Consider the following 18,118-nt stretch of genomic DNA (forward strand, 5'->3'; position numbering starts at 1 on the left):
CTGACATACGGTCACCAAGACGCGCCAGAAAATAAAGTTGTCAGTCGTCTCGGGGACAACGCCTGGTCGTTGGCGTGACAACGTGCCGGTCAGCCAGCACGCCCTGACCGGTTTCCCGGCACCTGCTCGCCGATGTTGCCGACCTGGATTCGGCTCAGGTGACCTGTCGGCGCTCGATGAATGTCTCGGTCCGGTCGGCCGTCTGGACGGTCGTCCGGACAGTGATCCAGCCGTCGTTGCGCTGGACCGCCAGCGCCTCGCTGTAGGAGAGCTCGACGCGCTTGGTCGCGGTGGCCGACTCGCCGGCCGCCAGCGTCCCGACCCGTTCGCTGCCCTGCCACGCGACGTCGCCGTCGGTGCCGTTCCCGACGTAGAGGCGCGTGTAGACGGTGGTGTTCCGCGCCGTCGCGTCCTGCTGGTTCGTCACCGTCGAGGTCACGTCCCGGCAGGTCTGGCCACACTCTTCGATGGAGTCGATGACGAACGTGAACGGCGGTGTCTCCGTCGGCGTGGTCGTCGTCGGTTGCTCGGCGCCGGCGTCGGTCGTCGGCGCTGGCGTCGCCGTCGGGAACGACCCGACGTCGCCCCCGCTGTCATCGCCCGGGAGTGGGCCGAACCCAGTCACGAGCGCGCCGACGATGCCGACCAGAACCAGCAGCAGGACGCCCACGAACGCGACCGGATGTTCGTCCATCGGTCACCTACCCAACCCTGCGGTCGCGTCCGAGTCTGGTATCAGGTCGGTCAGACCGCCGGATGGCTCGGTGGTTTCGGGAGCGCCGTCGCTGAGCGACGCGGCGGGCGCTGCGGCAGCGGGACCGGGCGGGATTCTCAGCACCGGCACGAACGTGCCGGTCGTTCGGAGCAGTCGTCGGGTCATCGGTAGGTGTCCGTTTGGTCGCCGAGTACATCAAAGGGGGAATCCGTGTCGTCGAAGTGCCGCCTGTTAGTTCCGTTTTTGTCGAGTTAGCTCGGCTCGGTTCGGGAGCCGCTCGTCCGGGCGACTGGCAGAGCGAGGACGGGCGGGCCGATTCACGCGCTGCGCCGATGGTGTTATTTCGTTGTCAATCGTACGCGGACGTATGAGCGCAGACGCAAGCCACAGGACCGACGCACAGACGACCCACACGGCGGAGGCGCGTTGATGGGACTCTTCGGTCGCATCTCCTTTTTCATCCGGTCGAAGCTCAACGCGCTGCTGAACCGGGCGTCCGACCCCGCGTCGGAGCTCGATTACTCCTACGAGCAGTTGCGCGACGAGCTCCAGAAGGTGACCCGGGGCATCGCTGACGTCACCACCCAGAAGAAACGGCTCGAGATTCACCGCCGACGGCTCCGTGAGAACGTCGAGAAACACGACGGACAGGCCCGAAGCGCCCTCCAGCAGGGCCGCGAAGACCTGGCGCGTCGCGCGCTGGAGAAGAAGCAGGCCCACGTGACCCAGATTACGGAGTTGAGCGGCCAGATAGACTCGCTCCAGGAGACCCAGGACCGGCTGGTCGGCAAGCGTGCGGAGCTCAGCAGTCAGATCGAGCAGTTCCGCACCAGGAAAGAGAGTATGAAGGCTCGCTACGAGGCCGCCGAAGCGTCGGCGCGTGTCGCCGAAGCCTTCACCGGCGTCGGCGACACGATGGAGGACGTCTCGCGGTCGCTCGAACGCGCCACCGAACGCACCGAACAGATGGAGGCCCGGGCCGCCGCGCTCGAGGAACTCGAGGAGAGCGGCGCGCTCGAGTCCGTCCTCGACGAGGGCGACTCCATCGACGCGGAGCTCGACCGGCTCTCGAACGAGCGGGCCGTCGAGTACGAGCTCGAGACGCTGCGCGCGGAGGTCGAAGGCGACGAGGAGCGGACCGTCGAATCGGCCGACTGAGCGGGCTTACTCGTGGTGCGTCGGGGCCGCGTCCTCGACGACGGCACACGCGAGCGTCTCGAAGTCCGCCGTCTCCGGGACGACGTCGACGGAGAGCCCGGCGTGCTCGGCCGTGTCCCTCGTCGGGTCGCCGATAGCGCCGACCGTCGCCTCGTGCAGCCCGTCGACGACTGCCTCTCGAATGCCGCGCTCCGTGGCCGCATCGAGGAAGTGCTGGACGGTCAGCGAGGACGTGAACAGCGCCGCGTCGAGTTTTCCTTCGGCGGCCAGTTCGGTCGACTCGCCAGCACCGGCCGGCCGGACGAGCCGGTAGAGTATCGTCTCGTGGACGTACGCGCCGGCGTCCTCCAGGCCCTCGGTCAGGACCGCCGAACCGTGGTCCGAGCGGGCGACTTCGACACGCGAACCCGCCACCTCGTCGGCGAGGCGTTCGACCAGCCCGGCCGAGGAGTACTCCTCGGGCACGACGTCGACATCGTAGCCTGCCTCTTTGAGGGCGTCGGCGGTGGCCGAGCCGATGGCACACACCGTCGCCGCACCGGGGTCCCACCCCGCGTCGGCCGCGAGTTCCACGCCTGTCTTGCTCGTCAGGATGACGTAGTCGGCGTCCTCGCGGGGCGTGTAGTCGGTCGGCTCGACGGCCAGCATCGGGTCGGGGACCGGGTCGGCTCCCAGCGACTCCAGCAGTTCGACGGCGTCGGCGATACGCTCGTCGTCGGGCCGGAAGACGGCCACGCGGAGGCGAGGCGACTCGCGCATCAGTACCCCTCCAGGAACTCCACGACCGCCTCCCGCTGTCCGGCGACATCGCCGATGACCGTGATGGCCGGCGGTTCGATGCCCTCGGCGTCACGCACGTCGACGATGGTCTCGAGGGTGCCCGTCGCGACGCGCTGGTCGGGCCATGTCGCCCGCTCGACCAGTGCGACCGGCGTCTCGGGGGCCATCCCCGCGTCCAGGAGTGCGGCCGTGTAGTCGGGCAGTTTCCCGACGCCCATCAGGACGACGATCGTCCCCCCGGTGTCGGCAAGGGCCTGCCAGTCGACCATCGACTCCGCCTTGGTCGGGTCCTCGTGGCCGGTGACGAAGGAGACCGAAGAGGTGTGGTCGCGGTGGGTCACCGGGATGCCCGCGGCCTGCGGGCCGGCGATAGCGCTCGTGATGCCCGGCACGACCTCGAACGGAATCCCGTGCTCGGCCAGGTGAACCATCTCCTCGCCGCCCCGGCCGAACACCGTCGGGTCGCCACCCTTGAGTCGGACCACCGTCTTTCCCTCCTGGGCGAGTTCGACGAGGCGCGCGTTCGTGTACTCCTGGGGCGTCCACTCGCCGCCCGCCCGCTTACCGACGTCCTCGCGTTTCTCGTCGGGAATCATGCCCAGAATCTCCGGGCCGGGGAGCTTGTCGTGGAGGACCACGTCGGCCGTCTCCAGGAGGTCCCTGGCCTTCACCGTCAGCAGGTCCGGGTCGCCGGGACCGGAGCCGACGAGGTACACCTTCCCGACGTCGTCCTCGCTCATTCGTCGTCCTCCTCGGTGGCAGTCGCGGCGTCGTCGTCGGCACCGCCCGAGTCGCGTTTCGCCGCCGCGATGAGGTCGGCGGCACCCTGGCCCGCGAGTTCGGCGGCGTAGTCCTGGGCCGCTTCGACGTGGCGTTCGGCGGGCAGGTCGCGACTGGAACGGATCTCCTCGTCGCCATCGCGCGCGAGGACGCGGACGTTGGTGTGGACGACGCCGCCCTGCAACGTTGCGTAGACGCCCAGCGGAGCCACACAGCCACCGCCGAGTTCCTCGAGGATGGTCCGCTCGACAGTCGTCTCGACGCGGGTCCGCGGGTGGTCGATGCTGGACTTGATGGTCGTCGCCAACTCGCCGTCGAGCGCCGTCACCGCGAGGGCGCCCTGGCCCGGTGCGGGGACGAAGCGGTCCGGGTCGAGGTCGGTCAGTTCGACGTGGTGGCTGAGGCCGGCCCGTTCGAGCCCGGCTCTCGCCAGGACGATGGCGTCGTACTCGGTCTCGGCGTCGCGTTCCATCGCGCGGCGCTGCAGCTCCGAGAGGTCGTCGAACCACTCCTCGACGGTCCGGTCGTAGGGGTGCTCGTACTCGTCGTCGTCGACGCTGCCCTTGCGCTCCTGTTCGGCCTCGTGGCGGGCCTGGTGTTCGGCCTGGAGCGAGGGGGCGAGCAGTTTCTCGAGGCGGGTGTCGACGTTGCCGCGCAGGGGTTCGATCTGCAGGTCGGGGCGCTCGGCCAGTAGCTGCGCTCGCCGGCGGAGACTCGACGTGCCCACGACGGCATTTTCGGGTAGGTCATCGAGTCCGCGGCCATCGGGGGTTACGAGAACGTCGCCGGCCGAGGCCCGCTCGGGGACCCCGGCGACGACGAGGTCGTCGGCACCTTCGGTCGGCATGTCCTTCATCGAGTGGACGGCGGCGTCGAGGTCCCCGGCGATGACCCGTTCATCCAGGCTCCGGACGAACGCGCCGGTCTTGCCCAGCCGGTGGATGAGCTCGTCGCGAATCTGGTCGCCCGTGGTCTCGACCTCCACGAGTTCGACCGAGCGGCGGCGCCCGCCCAGCGCCTCCTGCACCGTCGCGGCCTGTCGCAACGCGAGGTCCGACCCCCGCGTCGCCAGCCGTACTGTCTCCCCGCGTGTAGTCATATGCAGCTGGTCGTTCGCCAGCGCGTAAAAGCACATCCACTTCGGCCCCGCGACGGGTGCGCCGGGTCACCAGGGCTCGTTCTTGAGCCCGAGCAGGTACGCGATGCCGTTGGTCACGACGTGCAGGACGGGCGTCGCGACGACGACCACGACCAGGACGGGAAGCGTGAACGTGGTCCCGAACCAGACGGGAGCGAGCACGAACGCGCAGGCCAGCGCGCCGACGACGAAGTCGAGCTGGTCGAGGCCGGGGAACGCCGCGCCGCGTTTCCGTCCGCTCCGGCGCTTGAGGAACGAGGCCCCGATGTCGCCCAGCATCGCCCCCAGCGCGAGGCCGACGCCGGCCAGCAGCGGGAAACTCGGGAGCGAGTGGCCGACGAGTTCGCTCACGGCCGGTCCGGCCGCGTTGAGCCCCAGCGCGACCAGCGTCCCGGCGAGCGTCCCGGCGGCGGTCCCCCGCCAGGTCTTCCCGTCGCCGAGCAGTCGGCTGTCACCCATCGTTCGTCCGCCGTCTATCGGTCTCCCCCCACCAGCCAGCACGGCTGCGTTGTTTGGCACGTAGGCGGGCAACATCGCCCACAGCGCCGTCGCGACGACCCCGAGTGTGTCCATGTTCCGGGCGTCACGGCCCGGGGTAATAATCCGTGTGACTGCACGCGGACCCCACCGGGCGTCTGTGAGCGGGCGTCGGCAGGAAGGGAAGGGCTGATATTGCGTCACCGACACGTACCGATATGGACTCCGGCACGTCGTGGAAGCGCGACTTCGCGAGTGGGCTCATCGTCCTGCTGCCCTTCCTCGTCACGACGTACGTCATCGTCTACCTCTACAACATCCTCGCCTCCGCTGCGGTCATCCCCGCTATCGACTCCGAACTCCTGCTCGCGCTCGGCCTGCCGGCCGGTGCGACGGCCGTGGAACTGGCCCGGGTGTTCACCACGCTGGTCATCTTCGTCCTCATCGTCTTCTCGACGGGCTACCTGATGCGGACGGCCTTCGGCGACATCGTCGAAGGACTGCTTGACGACTCGATGAACCACATCCCGGGGCTCCGAGTGGTGTACAACGCCTCGAAGATGGCCATCGAGACGGCCGTCGGCGGCACCGAAGAGCTCCAGAGTCCGGTGAAGATAGAGGTGTGGGACGGGATGCGGATGACGGCGTTCAAGACAGGCAAGACGACAGAGGACGGCCGCGACGTCATCTTCCTGCCGACGGCCCCGAACATCACGACAGGCTTCGTCATCGAGGTCGAATCACACGAGTACGAGGAGACCGACGAGCGCGTCGAAGACGCGCTGACGCGCATACTGAGCGCCGGGTTCGGCGACACGGCCGAGCGAAACCGGCCGATTCCGGTCGTCGACGACGACGATTGAGTCGACGTGGGTAGACAGTGAATCAGGCGGACAGCCGAGCCTGAGCGCCGCTCAGACGTACTTGAACCATTCCTCGCGCTCGCCCGCGTCGATGACGTCGAAGAAGGCGCTCTGGATGTCGTCGGTGACCGGCCCCTTCGTCCCCTCGCCGATCTCGTTGTCGTCGACGCTCCGGATGGGCGTCACCTCGGCGGCGGTGCCGGTAAAGAAGAGTTCGTCGGCCGTGTACAGTTCGCCCCGGGAGATGGTCGCCTCGTCGTGGACGGTGTAGCCCAGCTCCTCGGCCAGCGTGATGGCGGTCTGGCGGGTGATGCCACCGAGGATGGACTCGGCCATGCCGGGCGTGTAGATCTCGTCGTCCCGGACGAGGAAGATGTTCTCGCCGGGGCCCTCGGCGACGTTGCCCTCCTTGTTGAGGACGATGGCCTCGGTGTAGCCGTTGCTGCGGGCCTCCTCGCCGGCGAGCATGCTGTTGACGTACAGGCCGGTCGTCTTGATGTTGGTCGGAATCTGGCTGGAGGCGTGTTTCCGCCACGAGGAGACCATCACGTCGACGCCCTCTTCGAGGGCCTCCTCACCGAGGTACGCCCCCCACGGCCAGGCCGCGATGACCGTCTCCGTCGGACAGGTGCGCGGGCTCACGCCGAGCGAGTCGAACCCGTAGAAGACGATGGGGCGGATATAGCATGACTCGAACCCCTCGCTGCGGATGAGCTCGACGGTGGCGTCGGTGAGTTCCTCCTTGGTGAACTCGATGTCGAGGTCGTAGGGTTTGGCCGACGCGTACAGCCGGTCGAGGTGTTCCTCCCATCGGAAGATGGCGGGGCCCTGCTCGGTGTCGTAACAGCGCACCCCTTCGAAGACGCCGGTCCCGTAGTGCAGCGCGTGGGTGAGGACGTGGACGTTGGCGTCCTCGAAATCGACGAACTCGCCGTCCATCCAGACCCGGTCCGTGCCCTCGAACATCTCCGGTCGGTCGCTCACTGCGACCACCCCCGGGCCGCGTGATGCCTGTCCCCGGTACCGGCCGATAGCTCGTCGTGTGTCATACCTACCCCATTGAATCCCTTCGTTAAGAGTGTTGACGGTCCACGCGCGGGGCACGCACCCCCGTCCGGTACCGACGCTGTCGACCGGCTCCTACGTGACGGTGAACCCCTCGTCACGCAGGAGCGAGACGACGCGTTCCTCGTGGTTCCCCTGCAGTTCGATGTGATCGTCTCGCACTGTCCCCCCACACGCGAGTCGCGATTTCAGCGTCGAGGCGAGCTCCGCGAGGTCGACGTCGCCGGCGTCGAACCCCTCGATTATCGTCATCTCCTTGCCGTAGCGGCGCTCGTCGATGCGGACCGACAGCTCCTGTGACTCCTTTGCGACGTCCTCACAGATGCAGAGCTCTTCCGGGAGTCCACACGTCGGGCAGGTCGCTGCCATCGGGTGTGTGTACGGGTCCCACACATATTACTGCTCGCCACCGAGCGCCGGCAATGGGTACGTTATCAGCTAGTGGGTCAGAGCCAGAAATCTCAGGATTACCGGGCGCCGGTTAGGCGAGCCGCTCCAGAAGGCTGGCGGCCTCGACGTAGACCAGGCCCTCGCGCTCGGCGTAGGACCGGGCGGCAGTCGGGGAGAGCGCCGTGCCAGTCTCGTCGTCGAGCATCTCACAGACGACGACCGCGGGTGGCTGGTCGGCCGCGTCGGCGAGCGCGACGCCCAGTTCGGTGTGGCCCTCCCGGTCGGCCAGCAGGTCCGGCGCCGCTCGCAGGAGGTGGACGTGTCCCGGCGAACGGAACGTCTCGGAGAATGCCGCGGGGTCCGGGTCGCTCGCGGCGGCGGCGAGTTCCCGGATGGTCAGCGATCGGTCCTCGTCGGTGATACCGGTGTACGTGTCGCGGTGGTTCACCGTGATGGAGAACGACGAGCGCTCGTCGTAGCCCAGGTCGTGGTCGGCCGACGTCGGGTGGTCGAGCACGGACTGCATGAACGGGAGGTCGAGCGCGTCACTGACCGCGTCGGAGAGCGCGACACAGACCAGTCCGCCGGCGTCGTTTCGCATCCGCGCGACGTCGTCGTGGGTGACCACGCCGGCCGGGTAGACGAGGTCCGTCTCGCCCTCGCGGTCGGCGGCGTCGTGAATCAACACCGGGTCGCCGCGGGCGAAGGCAGCGACGGCGTCGGCGGCGCTGTCGGCGGTTCGGGCGTCCTCACTCCGAGACATGGACGATCACCTCGTCGCCGTCGGCCAGTTCCAGCACGTCCCGGAGCTTCTCGGGCGCGATGAGTTCGAGTTGCTCCTCGCCGTGGTGGGTCCGCTCGGGCGCGATGACGTGTGCCGGTTCGTACTCGCCGTCGCCGCCCTCGACGGAGGCCGCGTAGCAGTACGCCGGCCCGTAGGTCCGCTCGTCGTCCTCCCAGCCCTCGATGGTGACCGGTTCGAGGGCGCTCAGACGGGCGCGCTTGCGGACGCTCTCATCTCCGAGTTCGACATTGAGCGTCCCGGCGAACGGCTCGTAGCCCAGCTTCTCGATGAACTGTTCCATGTAGCCCGGCAGGGTGATGTAGTGGCGGCCCTCACCCATCCCGGAGGTGACGATGCCGGTCAGGTCGACGCTGACGTCGGCCTCGAAGATGCGCCGGTAGTCGGCGTACTCGGACTGGAGGCGTCCCTCGCCGGCAGAGGTGATACGGACGTTCTGCCCGTCGCTGACGATATCCCGGTCGAGCAAGCCGCCGTCCTCCAGGCGCTGGAGTCGCCGCGACGCCGTCTGGTTGGAGGCGTCGAGCCGACCCGCCAGGTCCGCACAGGAGACTTTGGTCCGCTCGTCGAGCGCGCCGTCGAGCGCGAGCAGCTTCAACGTCGCGAGCTCGTCGCGGCCCACGACTCGTCCCGTTGATTCGGCCATGGTCCGAGATTAGGACCCGTTCCCGATAAGGATACCGAACGTGGGATGCGTTCCAGATGTGGAACAGCGATGAACTCGTCGCGCGTTGTCTCAGTACTCGGCGACCGGGTCCCGGGCCCAGAACTCGCTTCCCTTGTCGAGTTTCGGCACCCAGGTGTCCGCCTCGCGTGCGAGCATCGCGACGCGGGAGGGCTCGACCTCTTTGATCGTGTCGTGGTCCGGGAGGAACGCGCCGACCTGCTCGGTGAAGTCGCGGACCTCGTCGTGGTCGGGCATCGAATCCCGGTCGAGTCGGCCCCGCGAGTGGCCGACGTGCATGTACGCTTTCAGCTCGACGAAGTCGGCGTCGGCCCGGTCACACATCGCCGCGTACCAGGCCGGATGGTGCATGTTGTGGCCCTTCACGAGCGTTGTTCGGATGACGGTCCGCGTCTCGTCTTTCCCCGCCAGCACGTCCAGCGTGTCGATAAGGGTGTCCCAGGCGTCGTCTTCGACGGCCTTCACCGTCTCGTCGAACGTCTTGCGGTCCGGGGCGTCCACGGAGACGTACAGCTGCGTGGGGTCACAGCGAGCGAGCATCTCGGGGTTGGTCCCGTTCGAGACGAGGAACGTGGTGATGTCTCTGGCGTGGAACTCGTCGACGAGTTCGGGCAGGTAGGGGTAGAGCGTCGGTTCGCCGTCGAGCGAGATGGCGACGTGGCGGGGCTCCATCGCCTCCTCGAAGCGCTCGCGGGGCACCTCGTCGTGACCGCCGAAGCCCGAGAGGAGCCGTTTCTGGAGAGAAAGCGAGGCGTCGGCGACGGCCGCTGGGTCGTCCCACTCGACGTCGCCCAGTTCGTAGGCGTGGCCGGCGTGGTCCCGCCAGCAGAAGACGCAGCGCTCGTTGCACTTGACGACGGGGGTCATCTGGATGCAGCGGTGTGACTCGATGCCATAGAAGGCGTACTTGTAACATTTGCCCTCGCCGCGCAGGGCGTTCTTCGTCCAGCCACACGACTGGGCGGCGGTGTGGTTCTCGCTGTGGTAGTTCGGGTCGTCTACCTGCATGGGACCGTCCGATTCGCTCATCGCTCGTGTAGTTCGCACGGATACCCAAAAGGCGTGCGGTCGTCGAAGTGAGCCCGTGACTGTCGCCGGTGACGTCACCGACGTTGGCGACGGCAGGACCCGTCGTATCGTTGGCACTCGCCCTGCGTACCGCTGTGTGCGTCGGACGGAGGAGTAGACTCTGGAATGCTCTACTACAACCCAGGTAGTACGTATCTGAGTGAGTAAATCCGAGATTTGGACGTGATACTGAGAGATTTGAGAGGTCTTGGATGCTATTTGGTTTTATAAGACGTATATGACCCCAAAAATACGAAGGTGTAGTCATATTATTGATTTTGATGTGTATCTGGAGGGTTTTCTTGACTTGGTAACTGAGCGGAGGTTCCGAAGGCGTAGCCGACATCACAGTCGCCCCGTCAGAAACGCCAGCGTCGACCCGTGTCGGACCCGAGGCGCTTCGGGGGCCTGGACATCGCGGTGTGCAACGCCGGGCTCGCCGTCGGCGAGCTCGGTAACGTCGCTGGACCGCTACGACAAGATCTCGTACTTCTGAGTCCGCAGTCGGCGAACCCCCGTCGACCCGTTCACTCCAACGCCACCGGGCCGCCCAGGTCAGCGCTCTCCTTGATAGCGTCGATGATGCGCATGATTTCGACGCTCTCGGTCCGGTCGACCCGTGGTGTCACGTCGCGCTCGACGCAGTCCGCGAAGTGTTCGACCTCCAGCCGGTAGTGGTCCGTCGGGTCGAACTGCTCGGTCGTCGTCTCACCGTCGACAGAGTAGGTCAGCGAAGTTGAATTCTCGACGCCGATGTCGAAGGTGGGGTCGGCCCGGAGCCAGCCGTCCGTGGTCCTGACGCGGTAGTACTGGGTGAGCGGCGTCTCGAAGCCGGACTGGACGCTGGCCGTGGCGCCGTCGTCGTACGAGAGGACACCCGTCATCTCGGTATCGACACCGCAGTCCCGGCGGTCCGTGGTCTCGCCGTACACCCGGTCGGGGTTGCCGAGGAACAGGCGTGCGGCGCTGATGGCGTAGCACCCGACGTCCATGATGCTCCCGCCCGCGAGGTCCGGGTCGAGTCGGATGTCCTCGGCGTCGTCGGGTATCCGGAACGTGAACGTCGAGGTGACCGATCGGACCTCGCCCAGCTCCGTCTCGACAATCTCGAGCGCGCGCTCGGTCAGCGGGTGGAAGCGGTACATGAACGCCTCCATGAGCACGACGTCGCGTGCCTCGCAGTAGTCGAACACTGCCTCGGTCTCCGCGGCGTTCCCGGTGAGTGGTTTCTCACAGAGGACGTGCAGCCCGGCGTCGGCCGCCCGGCGAATCCACTCGGCGTGGAGGCCGTTCGGCAGCGGGATGTACACCGCGTCGAGGGTGTCGTCGTCCAGCATCGCATCGTAGCCGTCGTATGCGGACGGGGCGTCGAACTGTTCGGCTACGTCTTCGGCCCGCGCGCCGTCTCGGGAGGCGACAGCGGCGATTTCGTGCTCGCTCGCGGCGATACCCGGAAGGACTGACTGGACGCCGATATCGGCCGTACTGATGATGCCAAAGCGCATACTCGGATAGCGAGTGACTGGCGAATAAATGTGGTGGTCGTCCCGGTCGGCGACGGGCAGTCCTCCCCCCACGGGGCGAGGGGCCACGGCACGTTCCGCGAGTGGGTCCGAGGCGAAATCGGCTCGTCCCTAGAGCGTGACGACGTCGCCGCTTTCGGCGGCCTGGTGGACGGCACGGATGATACGCATGTCCTGCAGCCCGTGGCGCCCGTCGGCGGGGATGTCGCCGTCAGTGAGGAGCCGGTCGGCGAAGAAGTCGAACTCCTCGCGCATCTCCCGCTGGGAGTCGAACCCCTCGTGCGCGACGGACGCCGTCATCTCGCCCCGCGAGAGATGCATCTTGCACTCCCCGTGGAACGCCGGTCGGAGGTCTATCTGGCCCTCCGTGCCCGTTATCTTGAGCTGGGTGTCCTCGTGGGCGTGCTGGCTGGCTGTGGTGACCATCCGAACGCCGTCTTCGAGGACGAGCAGCGACCCGGAGCGCTCGTCGGGCACCTCGCTGAACGCCTCGTGGTCGGAGCGCATCTGTGACTGGACCGACACCGGGTCCCGGTCGAGGATGAACCGCGCCGTGTTCAGCGAGTAGATACCCAGGTCCATCACGGAGGTGCCGTACCCCGAGAGGTCGGGGTCGAGTCGCCACTGGTCCTCGTCGGGAATCATCTCCAGCAACGGCTGGCTGTTGTTCCCGTACACCGAGACGGGGTCGCCGACGAACCCGGCCTCCACGAGCTCTTTCGCGCGCCGGACCGTCGGGTCGGTCTGCATCCGGTAGGCGATCATCAGCGGGATGGCCTCGCTCTCGGCGACCTCGACCATCCGCTCGGCCCGGTCGACGGTCGACTCCATCGGTTTCTCGCAGATGACGGCCTTCCCCATGGCCGCCGCGCTCTCGACGTATTCGAGGTGGTAGGCGTTCGGCGTGCCCACGTAGACGGCGTCGTAGGCGTCGGTCGCGGCACCGTCGTGGAACTCGTCGTAGCTGATGCCGTGGGCGACCCCGTGCTCGTCGGCCAGCCGCTCGGCCTTCTCCGTCGAGCTGCTGACGAGGGTGGTCACCTCGCCGAGGTCGGAGTTCTCGATAGCGGGCAACGCCACGTCGATACTCCACCACCCGAGGCCGAGCAGCGCGTATCTGACCGTGCCCTCGGTAGTCGTCTGCCAGTCCCGTTCGTCGTAACCGTCGAGCCAGTCTTTCATCACTCAGTGGTTCCCAGGACGAGGAGTAAAACCTTCGGTAGATGTCGGACTTCTGACCCCGCAACGTGGCGGCGGTCAATCGTACAGTTCAGAGACGTCGAAGACAGGTTTGACCGTCTCGCCGGCGAGAAGGCTTCGAACGCCGCGTCGGCCTCCAGCAGCGAGAACCGGTCGTCGAGGAACGTCGCCGCGTCGACGGCCGACGGGAGCTCGCCTCAGGCTTCGTCGAACAGTTCCTGGCCGTCGGCCAGGTGTTCCTCGACCGCGTCGAAATCCAGCGTCAGGCCGAGTCCGGGCCTCTCGGGAATCTCCATGTAGCCGTCGACGATGAGGTCGTCCTCTTCGACCAGGCCCTCCCACCAGCCCAGTTCGTAGGAGTGGTACTCGACGGCCAGGGAGTTCGGGATAGCGGCGCCGACCTGTGCGGAGGCCATCGTCCCGATCGGTGAGGAGACGTTGTGCATCGCCAGCGGGACGTAGAACATGTCGGCGAGCGTCGCGATCTTCATCGTCTCGCGCATCCCGCCGACCTTCGGGACGTCCGGCGCGACGATGTCGACGGCTTGCTCGGTGATGAGTCGGCGCTGGCCGTGAGTGCGGTAGACGTTCTCGCCGACGGCGATCGGCGTCCCGGTCGACTGCGTGACCTCGCGCTGCACGTCGTGGTTCTCCGGCGGGACCGGGTCCTCGAGCCACCAGACGTCGTACTGCTCCAGTTCGCGGGCGAGGCGCTTCGCGCTCCCGCTGGCGAACGCCCAGTGGCAGTCGAAGGCGGCGTCTGCCTTGTCACCGACGCGTTCGGTGACCTGCCGGACGATTTCGGCCTTGTGGTCGATCTCCGGTTTCCGGAGGTGGCGGTTCGCCCGGTCCTTCTCGTGGCCCGACGGCACGTCGAGGTCGAACTTCAGGGCGTCGTACCCCAGTTCGTCGACGACGCGTTCGGCCTCGTCGGCACAGGCCTCGGGGTCTGCTTCGTCCTCGGTGTGGCAGTCACAGTACGTCCGGACTTCGTCACGGTACTTCCCGCCCAGTAGCTGATAGGCGGGGACGTCGAGAATCTTGCCGGCGACGTCGTGCAGGGCGAGCTCGATGCCGGAGATGGCGGCGATGTCCTTCCCGCCGATGGAGCCCTCGCCGGACATCTTCTGGACCATGTGCTCGTACAGGCGGTCGATGTCCAGCGGGTTCTCCCCGACGACGAACGGCGTCAGGCGCTCGATTATCTCGGGCAACGCACCGCCCCAGTACGCCTCTCCGTTACCGACGGGACCCGCGTCGGTGTAGACGCGGACCAGCGTCCACGGGTAGTTCCCGTCGACGATGACCGACTGGACGTCAGTTATCTCCACGTCGCGTCGCTGGCCCCGGTCGGCGGTGAGGCCCATCGTCTCCGACGAGAGGTCCCGCATCGTGTACTCCGCGTTGGGGTCTCGCAAGTTACCGTAGTGCATACGTCCCCGACAAATGTCAACCCACTATAAAACTTTTTGGTGATTCGAGAGCAGATTCGGCACGGGCGAGACAGCAACCGAGCCCTGGTCGGCGGGCCAGACCGCAGTGGATGCCGCGACTCAGACCGTCGACACGACGAGTCGGCCACCGTCGCCGCTGGGAAGTTGGTAATACCCCATGTTGGCTACGACTGAGTAATCAGTACAGAGTGTTTTTGAAGTGTAGACCCGGACAGGAAGACAGTGAGCCCCTGAGAATCGGTCGTTCGATGCTGATTACATTGACTCCGTAGACCGACTATCGTTCACCAATGCTGAACAAGTTTGGATGACAAAGGTACATCTGTTAGTTCATTGGAGTGGCATTCGAAACCCGACCGATACGTCCGCTACTTGTGAATATCTGAGAGGCGGACGAAGTGTTTGGTAAACAATATCAATAGGCTACCCCCCTTTGTTCACTATTATTGAACGAGTTGCCGGTCAGAGGACACTCATCGTCCGCCTGACGGGCAAATTCGAGACCAGCAGGAGCGCATCACCCGTCGCAACGCAGTTCGATCGCTGACCGAGGAGTGTACACGGAAACGAGACGGGCGGAGAGTAGTTCCAAAGTAGCCATCTCTATTGTCTATTTCGACTTTTTGTTATATATAATCGCACTTCTAGTACTATCTAAGGGTATTTCGTTTTAGAACTGGTCGTTATATTTACATCGGGGTGTTTTCTTTTCTATACAGCCGTCTTGGAGCGTTATCATTCCAGTTCTAGAGACCTTTCGAAGTATCTGGTACGGTCTCGAACACTGCTCGTCGTTCCGCGCTACAGTGTCTCAGTTCATGCCGGGATATCGCGCGACAGTGAGAACGGGGGAGCAGAGTCGAATCACGAAGCGAGGCAGAACGGGACGGGGGCGCAACTCACCACAGCGACGGAGCCCTAACGAGACGTGACTGGCGGGTGAGAGTCCAAAGGTCTAAGCACTCGCAGGACTGAATTGAATACACAATGAGCACGGAAACTGAGGGCGGAGACGACCTTCGCGAGCGCATCACGAACTTCCTGCGCCGGAACTTCCCGCAGATTCAGATGCACGGCGGCAGCGCGGCCATCCAGGAGCTCGACCGCGAGGCGGGCAGCGTCACCATCCAGCTGGGTGGCGCCTGTTCGGGCTGTGGTATCTCGCCGATGACCATCCAGGCCATCAAGACCCGTATGACCAAGGAGATCCCCGAGATCAACGAGGTCGTCGCCCGCACCGGAATGGACGGCGGCGAGGGGATGTCCGGCGGCGCGGACGGTATGAGCCCGTCGTTCCCCGGCGAGTCCCGCGGCGGCGACGTCGGCGACGACGAAGGCCCCGAAGCGCCGTTCTGAGTCCGAATTCCTCTTCGTGTTCCACGTTCTGTCGCGATTACACTCGGTCGGTAGCCGTCGCTGCCGAGAAGAGTGCTGTTCCAAGAGACGTGAGCGTGTCTCGCTGGGTTCAGACGGGGCGTTCGCGTGTAAACTCCCGATAGTGCCGAAATAGCAGCAAGTGCACGGGAGTAATCGGTCTCAGTTTTCGAGTCCAGACGTGAACCAACTGGACGCGGCTACCCTGAGACGTGATTCGAGATGGGCCCGGTGTAGCGGCGACCAACTGCAGCTATCTCCCGGGCAGTGACAGCGGGCGGTGCGACGACGAGCGCGCTCGTCGAAGCCGACAGCACGATGTCGAGGGCAGCGTCGCTGTCGAATTCCGTATCAGCCGACACAATCCGAACTTATTTTTTCTCGGCGGAGGACCACCCAGCCATGGAAACCGATCTCACCGACAAGACTGCGCTCGTGACGGGTGCAGGGAGAGGCATGGGACGAGAGACTGCACTCACGCTCGCCGAGAACGGGGCCGACGTCCTGGTCAACGACCTCGACGAGCCGGTCGCCGAAGAGACCGCGGCGGACGCCCGCGAGCACGGCGTCGACGCCGTCGGCATCGGTGCCGACGTCAGCGACGCGGCCGAGGTGGCCGCGATGGTCGAGCACGGGACGGCCGAGCTCGGACAGATCGACATCCTCGTCAACAACGCCGGCGTCGGCGACGCCGGGCCCTTCCTCGACGAGTCCTACGACGACACGTTCGAGTTGAACCTCGATGTCCACCTCCACGGGTCGCTGAACACCTGTCGCGAGGTCGTCGACGGGATGGTCGAAAACGGTTACGGGAAGATTGTCAACTTCACCTCCATCCACACGAAGAACGGCGTGGGGATGTCGCCCGCCTACGACGTGGGGAAGTACAGCCTGCTGGGCCTGACCAAGAGCCTCGCGCTGGAACTCGGTCGCGAAGGGGTCAGAGTCAACGCCGTCGCGCCGGGCTGGGCGAACACCCGGATGATCGAGGGCTTCAGCGACGCCGTCACCCAGCAGATCCTCGACAACAACCCGCTGGGTGCGTTCGCGGAGCCAGAGGAAGTCGCCAACGCCGTCCTCTTCCTGGCGTCGCCGGCCAGCGACTACGTCAACGGCCACGAGCTGCGCGTCGACGGCGGCCAGGTCCCCATCGACAGCTGGCGACTGGATACCCGCTAGCCGGCCGACGGCGGCTCACCACTCGGCGACGCTGCCGTCGTCGTGGCGCCAGACCGGATTGTGCCAGTTGACTGATTCCCCGGACTGCTCGCGGACGTAGTCCTCGTCGATGTCGATGCCCAGGCCCGGCTCGTCCGGGATGGCGACGAACCCGTCCTGGTACTCGAACACCGACGGGTCGGCGAGGTAGTCGAGTACGTCGGTCGTCTCGTTGTAGTGGATGTTCAGGCTCTGCTCCTGGATGAGCGCGTTGGGCGAGCAGGCGTCGACCTGGATACAGGAGGCCAGGGCGATGGGGCCGAGCGGACAGTGCGGCGCGAGCGCCACGTCGTATGCTTCGGCCATCGACGCGATCTTCTTGACCTCGGTGATGCCGCCGGCGTGCGAGAGGTCGGGCTGGATGACGTCGACCGAGCCGTCCTCGAAGATCTCCTTGTAGTCCCAGCGCGAGAACATCCGCTCGCCAGTCGCGATGGGGATCGTCGTGTGGCTGGCGATGTCCGGGAGCGCGTCGTTGTGTTCCGGGAGGACGGGCTCCTCGATGAACATCGGCTCGTACGGTTCCAGCGCCTTCGCGAGCCGTTTTGCCATCGGCTTCGAGACGCGGCCGTGGAAGTCGACGCCGATGTCGACCTCGTCACCGACGGCCTCGCGGACCTCGCGCAGGCGGTCGACCGCGGCCGCGACCGTCGCCGGGTCGTCGACGCGCTCCATCTCGGCGGTCCCGTTCATCTTCAGCGCGGAGAAGCCGGCGTCGACCTGCTGCTCGGCCTGGTCGGCGACCTCGGAGGGACGGTCGCCGCCGATCCACTGATAGACGCGGATGCGGTCCCGCGCGGCCCCGCCGAGCAGTTGGTGGACCGACGCGCCGAGTTGCTTGCCCTTGATGTCCCAGAGCGCCTGGTCGATGCCGGCGATGGCCGACATCAGGATGGGACCGCCGCGGTAGAAGCCGCCGCGGTACATCGTCTGCCAGTGGTCTTCGATGTTCGCCGGATTCTCGCCCAGCAGGTAGTTCTCCATGAGCTCCTCGACGGCCGCACGGACGGTGTGCGCCCGACCCTCGACGACCGGTTCGCCCCAGCCGACCGTGCCGTCGGCGGTCTCGACACGCAGGAAGAGCCAGCGTGGCGGGACCTCGAACAGCTCGTAGTCGACGATTCGATTGGCGCCCGTGTCCGAACTCATCGTCCGGCCCTCGGACGGAACGCCGTCGCTGTCTCGGAGTCACACGGCTCGACGGTGAGCGTCGGGCAGATACCTGTTTGCCCTCGAGACGCACGCGTACGGGAAGTCATCGGACGAACGTTTGCGAACGCGTTATTTAATCATTTTGTGCGGGGCCGGACAGCGGTTGTTCACACAGTGCGAACGGCATGTGACTACCGAACTGTTCGGCCGTCGCTTCGCTACAGGTCTCGGGCTATTACAGCCGTAGGATGTTTCGTTCAATCCGTTTTGGATACG

The 18,118-nt window shown here is 66.0% G+C and carries 18 protein-coding genes and 1 pseudogene; 4 read left to right on the forward strand and 15 right to left on the reverse strand.

What is annotated here, in order from left to right; translation table 11 throughout:
• Positions 1-154: 154 nt before the first annotated feature.
• On the reverse strand, positions 155-694 hold the full coding sequence (locus P1L41_RS01885; RefSeq protein ID WP_276297189.1) for a hypothetical protein: 540 nt from the start codon (positions 692-694) through the stop codon (positions 155-157).
• Between the two features lie 450 nt (positions 695-1,144).
• On the opposite strand from P1L41_RS01885, the gene P1L41_RS01890 reads away from it, so the two are divergent.
• Positions 1,145-1,873 carry a PspA/IM30 family protein gene (locus P1L41_RS01890; RefSeq protein WP_276297190.1) on the forward strand — a complete coding sequence of 243 codons (729 nt, stop codon included), beginning with the start codon at positions 1,145-1,147 and terminating at the stop codon, positions 1,871-1,873.
• Between the two features lie 6 nt (positions 1,874-1,879).
• Here P1L41_RS01890 and P1L41_RS01895 read toward each other — a convergent pair whose 3' ends face one another.
• The 4 genes from P1L41_RS01895 to P1L41_RS01910 all read right to left on the reverse strand — a co-directional run bounded on the left by P1L41_RS01895 (position 1,880) and on the right by P1L41_RS01910 (position 5,144).
• A complete protein-coding gene (locus tag P1L41_RS01895) occupies positions 1,880-2,632 on the reverse strand; it encodes a uroporphyrinogen-III synthase (protein WP_276297191.1) in 753 nt (250 codons plus the stop codon).
• The gene (gene cobA / locus P1L41_RS01900) at positions 2,632-3,393 is read right to left on the reverse strand and encodes a uroporphyrinogen-III C-methyltransferase (RefSeq protein WP_276297192.1); all 762 of its coding nucleotides are present in this window, start codon (positions 3,391-3,393) and stop codon (positions 2,632-2,634) included. Before cobA ends, P1L41_RS01895 begins: the two co-directional genes overlap by 1 nt.
• Positions 3,390-4,532, reverse strand: a complete 1,143-nt coding sequence (hemC, locus tag P1L41_RS01905) for a hydroxymethylbilane synthase (protein ID WP_276297193.1) — start codon at positions 4,530-4,532, stop codon at positions 3,390-3,392. Before hemC ends, cobA begins: the two co-directional genes overlap by 4 nt.
• 66 nt (positions 4,533-4,598) lie before the next feature.
• Positions 4,599-5,144, reverse strand: coding sequence for a CDP-2,3-bis-(O-geranylgeranyl)-sn-glycerol synthase (locus P1L41_RS01910; protein ID WP_276297194.1), 546 nt, complete (start codon positions 5,142-5,144; stop codon positions 4,599-4,601).
• A 122-nt stretch (positions 5,145-5,266) separates the two neighbouring features.
• Between P1L41_RS01910 and P1L41_RS01915 the strand changes: the two genes are divergently transcribed.
• Positions 5,267-5,911, forward strand: a complete 645-nt coding sequence (locus P1L41_RS01915) for a DUF502 domain-containing protein (protein ID WP_276297195.1) — start codon at positions 5,267-5,269, stop codon at positions 5,909-5,911.
• Between the two features lie 51 nt (positions 5,912-5,962).
• Here the strand turns inward: P1L41_RS01915 and P1L41_RS01920 are convergent, their stop codons facing one another.
• The 9 genes and pseudogenes from P1L41_RS01920 to P1L41_RS01955 form a co-directional block, all read right to left on the reverse strand.
• Positions 5,963-6,877, reverse strand: a complete 915-nt coding sequence (locus P1L41_RS01920) for a branched-chain amino acid transaminase (RefSeq protein WP_379789132.1) — start codon at positions 6,875-6,877, stop codon at positions 5,963-5,965.
• A 174-nt stretch (positions 6,878-7,051) separates the two neighbouring features.
• Positions 7,052-7,345 carry a stress response translation initiation inhibitor YciH gene (gene yciH, locus P1L41_RS01925; protein ID WP_276297197.1) on the reverse strand — a complete coding sequence of 98 codons (294 nt, stop codon included), beginning with the start codon at positions 7,343-7,345 and terminating at the stop codon, positions 7,052-7,054.
• A 112-nt stretch (positions 7,346-7,457) separates the two neighbouring features.
• The gene (ribB, locus tag P1L41_RS01930; RefSeq protein ID WP_276297198.1) at positions 7,458-8,129 is read right to left on the reverse strand and encodes a 3,4-dihydroxy-2-butanone-4-phosphate synthase; all 672 of its coding nucleotides are present in this window, start codon (positions 8,127-8,129) and stop codon (positions 7,458-7,460) included.
• Positions 8,116-8,814, reverse strand: coding sequence for a CTP-dependent riboflavin kinase (locus P1L41_RS01935; RefSeq protein ID WP_276297199.1), 699 nt, complete (start codon positions 8,812-8,814; stop codon positions 8,116-8,118). Before P1L41_RS01935 ends, ribB begins: the two co-directional genes overlap by 14 nt.
• A 90-nt stretch (positions 8,815-8,904) precedes the next feature.
• Positions 8,905-9,882 carry a 4-demethylwyosine synthase TYW1 gene (gene twy1 / locus P1L41_RS01940; protein ID WP_276297200.1) on the reverse strand — a complete coding sequence of 326 codons (978 nt, stop codon included), beginning with the start codon at positions 9,880-9,882 and terminating at the stop codon, positions 8,905-8,907.
• A gap of 566 nt (positions 9,883-10,448) precedes the next feature.
• Positions 10,449-11,426, reverse strand: coding sequence for a Gfo/Idh/MocA family protein (locus tag P1L41_RS01945; protein WP_276297201.1), 978 nt, complete (start codon positions 11,424-11,426; stop codon positions 10,449-10,451).
• A 129-nt stretch (positions 11,427-11,555) separates the two neighbouring features.
• Positions 11,556-12,626 carry a D-xylose 1-dehydrogenase Gfo6 gene (gene gfo6 / locus P1L41_RS01950; protein ID WP_276297202.1) on the reverse strand — a complete coding sequence of 357 codons (1,071 nt, stop codon included), beginning with the start codon at positions 12,624-12,626 and terminating at the stop codon, positions 11,556-11,558.
• 75 nt (positions 12,627-12,701) lie between these two features.
• Positions 12,702-12,823 (reverse strand): annotated as a pseudogene (locus tag P1L41_RS18560) (alcohol dehydrogenase); the annotation flags it as partial.
• Positions 12,824-12,841: 18 nt separating this feature from the next.
• Positions 12,842-14,077: a mandelate racemase/muconate lactonizing enzyme family protein gene (locus tag P1L41_RS01955; RefSeq protein WP_276297203.1), complete on the reverse strand. Its 1,236-nt coding sequence runs from the start codon at positions 14,075-14,077 to the stop codon at positions 12,842-12,844.
• 1,008 nt (positions 14,078-15,085) lie between these two features.
• Between P1L41_RS01955 and P1L41_RS01960 the strand changes: the two genes are divergently transcribed.
• On the forward strand, positions 15,086-15,454 hold the full coding sequence (locus P1L41_RS01960; RefSeq protein ID WP_276297204.1) for a NifU family protein: 369 nt from the start codon (positions 15,086-15,088) through the stop codon (positions 15,452-15,454).
• A 420-nt stretch (positions 15,455-15,874) separates the two neighbouring features.
• Positions 15,875-16,651 carry an SDR family NAD(P)-dependent oxidoreductase gene (locus tag P1L41_RS01965; RefSeq protein WP_276297205.1) on the forward strand — a complete coding sequence of 259 codons (777 nt, stop codon included), beginning with the start codon at positions 15,875-15,877 and terminating at the stop codon, positions 16,649-16,651.
• Between the two features lie 15 nt (positions 16,652-16,666).
• Here P1L41_RS01965 and dgoD read toward each other — a convergent pair whose 3' ends face one another.
• Positions 16,667-17,839, reverse strand: a complete 1,173-nt coding sequence (gene dgoD / locus P1L41_RS01970) for a galactonate dehydratase (RefSeq protein WP_276297206.1) — start codon at positions 17,837-17,839, stop codon at positions 16,667-16,669.
• Positions 17,840-18,118 lie beyond the last annotated feature (279 nt).

The sequence above is a fragment of the Haloarcula ordinaria genome, assembly GCF_029338275.1.
Taxonomy (GTDB): Archaea; Halobacteriota; Halobacteria; order Halobacteriales; family Haloarculaceae; genus Haloarcula; species Haloarcula ordinaria.

Coding starts and splice junctions, on each gene's coding strand:
- dgoD (WP_276297206.1), bottom strand. CDS start 17,839: ATGAGTTCGGACACGGGCGCCAATCGAATCGTCGACTACGAGCTGTTC.
- P1L41_RS01885 (WP_276297189.1), bottom strand. CDS start 694: ATGGACGAACATCCGGTCGCGTTCGTGGGCGTCCTGCTGCTGGTTCTG.
- hemC (WP_276297193.1), bottom strand. CDS start 4,532: ATGACTACACGCGGGGAGACAGTACGGCTGGCGACGCGGGGGTCGGAC.
- cobA (WP_276297192.1), bottom strand. CDS start 3,393: ATGAGCGAGGACGACGTCGGGAAGGTGTACCTCGTCGGCTCCGGTCCC.
- P1L41_RS01960 (WP_276297204.1), top strand. CDS start 15,086: ATGAGCACGGAAACTGAGGGCGGAGACGACCTTCGCGAGCGCATCACG.
- P1L41_RS01935 (WP_276297199.1), bottom strand. CDS start 8,814: ATGGCCGAATCAACGGGACGAGTCGTGGGCCGCGACGAGCTCGCGACG.
- P1L41_RS01895 (WP_276297191.1), bottom strand. CDS start 2,632: ATGCGCGAGTCGCCTCGCCTCCGCGTGGCCGTCTTCCGGCCCGACGAC.
- P1L41_RS01910 (WP_276297194.1), bottom strand. CDS start 5,144: ATGGACACACTCGGGGTCGTCGCGACGGCGCTGTGGGCGATGTTGCCC.
- yciH (WP_276297197.1), bottom strand. CDS start 7,345: ATGGCAGCGACCTGCCCGACGTGTGGACTCCCGGAAGAGCTCTGCATC.
- P1L41_RS01890 (WP_276297190.1), top strand. CDS start 1,145: ATGGGACTCTTCGGTCGCATCTCCTTTTTCATCCGGTCGAAGCTCAAC.
- twy1 (WP_276297200.1), bottom strand. CDS start 9,882: ATGAGCGAATCGGACGGTCCCATGCAGGTAGACGACCCGAACTACCAC.
- gfo6 (WP_276297202.1), bottom strand. CDS start 12,626: ATGAAAGACTGGCTCGACGGTTACGACGAACGGGACTGGCAGACGACT.
- P1L41_RS01920 (WP_379789132.1), bottom strand. CDS start 6,877: ATGTTCGAGGGCACGGACCGGGTCTGGATGGACGGCGAGTTCGTCGAT.
- P1L41_RS01955 (WP_276297203.1), bottom strand. CDS start 14,077: ATGCACTACGGTAACTTGCGAGACCCCAACGCGGAGTACACGATGCGG.
- P1L41_RS01915 (WP_276297195.1), top strand. CDS start 5,267: ATGGACTCCGGCACGTCGTGGAAGCGCGACTTCGCGAGTGGGCTCATC.
- P1L41_RS01965 (WP_276297205.1), top strand. CDS start 15,875: ATGGAAACCGATCTCACCGACAAGACTGCGCTCGTGACGGGTGCAGGG.
- ribB (WP_276297198.1), bottom strand. CDS start 8,129: ATGTCTCGGAGTGAGGACGCCCGAACCGCCGACAGCGCCGCCGACGCC.
- P1L41_RS01945 (WP_276297201.1), bottom strand. CDS start 11,426: ATGCGCTTTGGCATCATCAGTACGGCCGATATCGGCGTCCAGTCAGTC.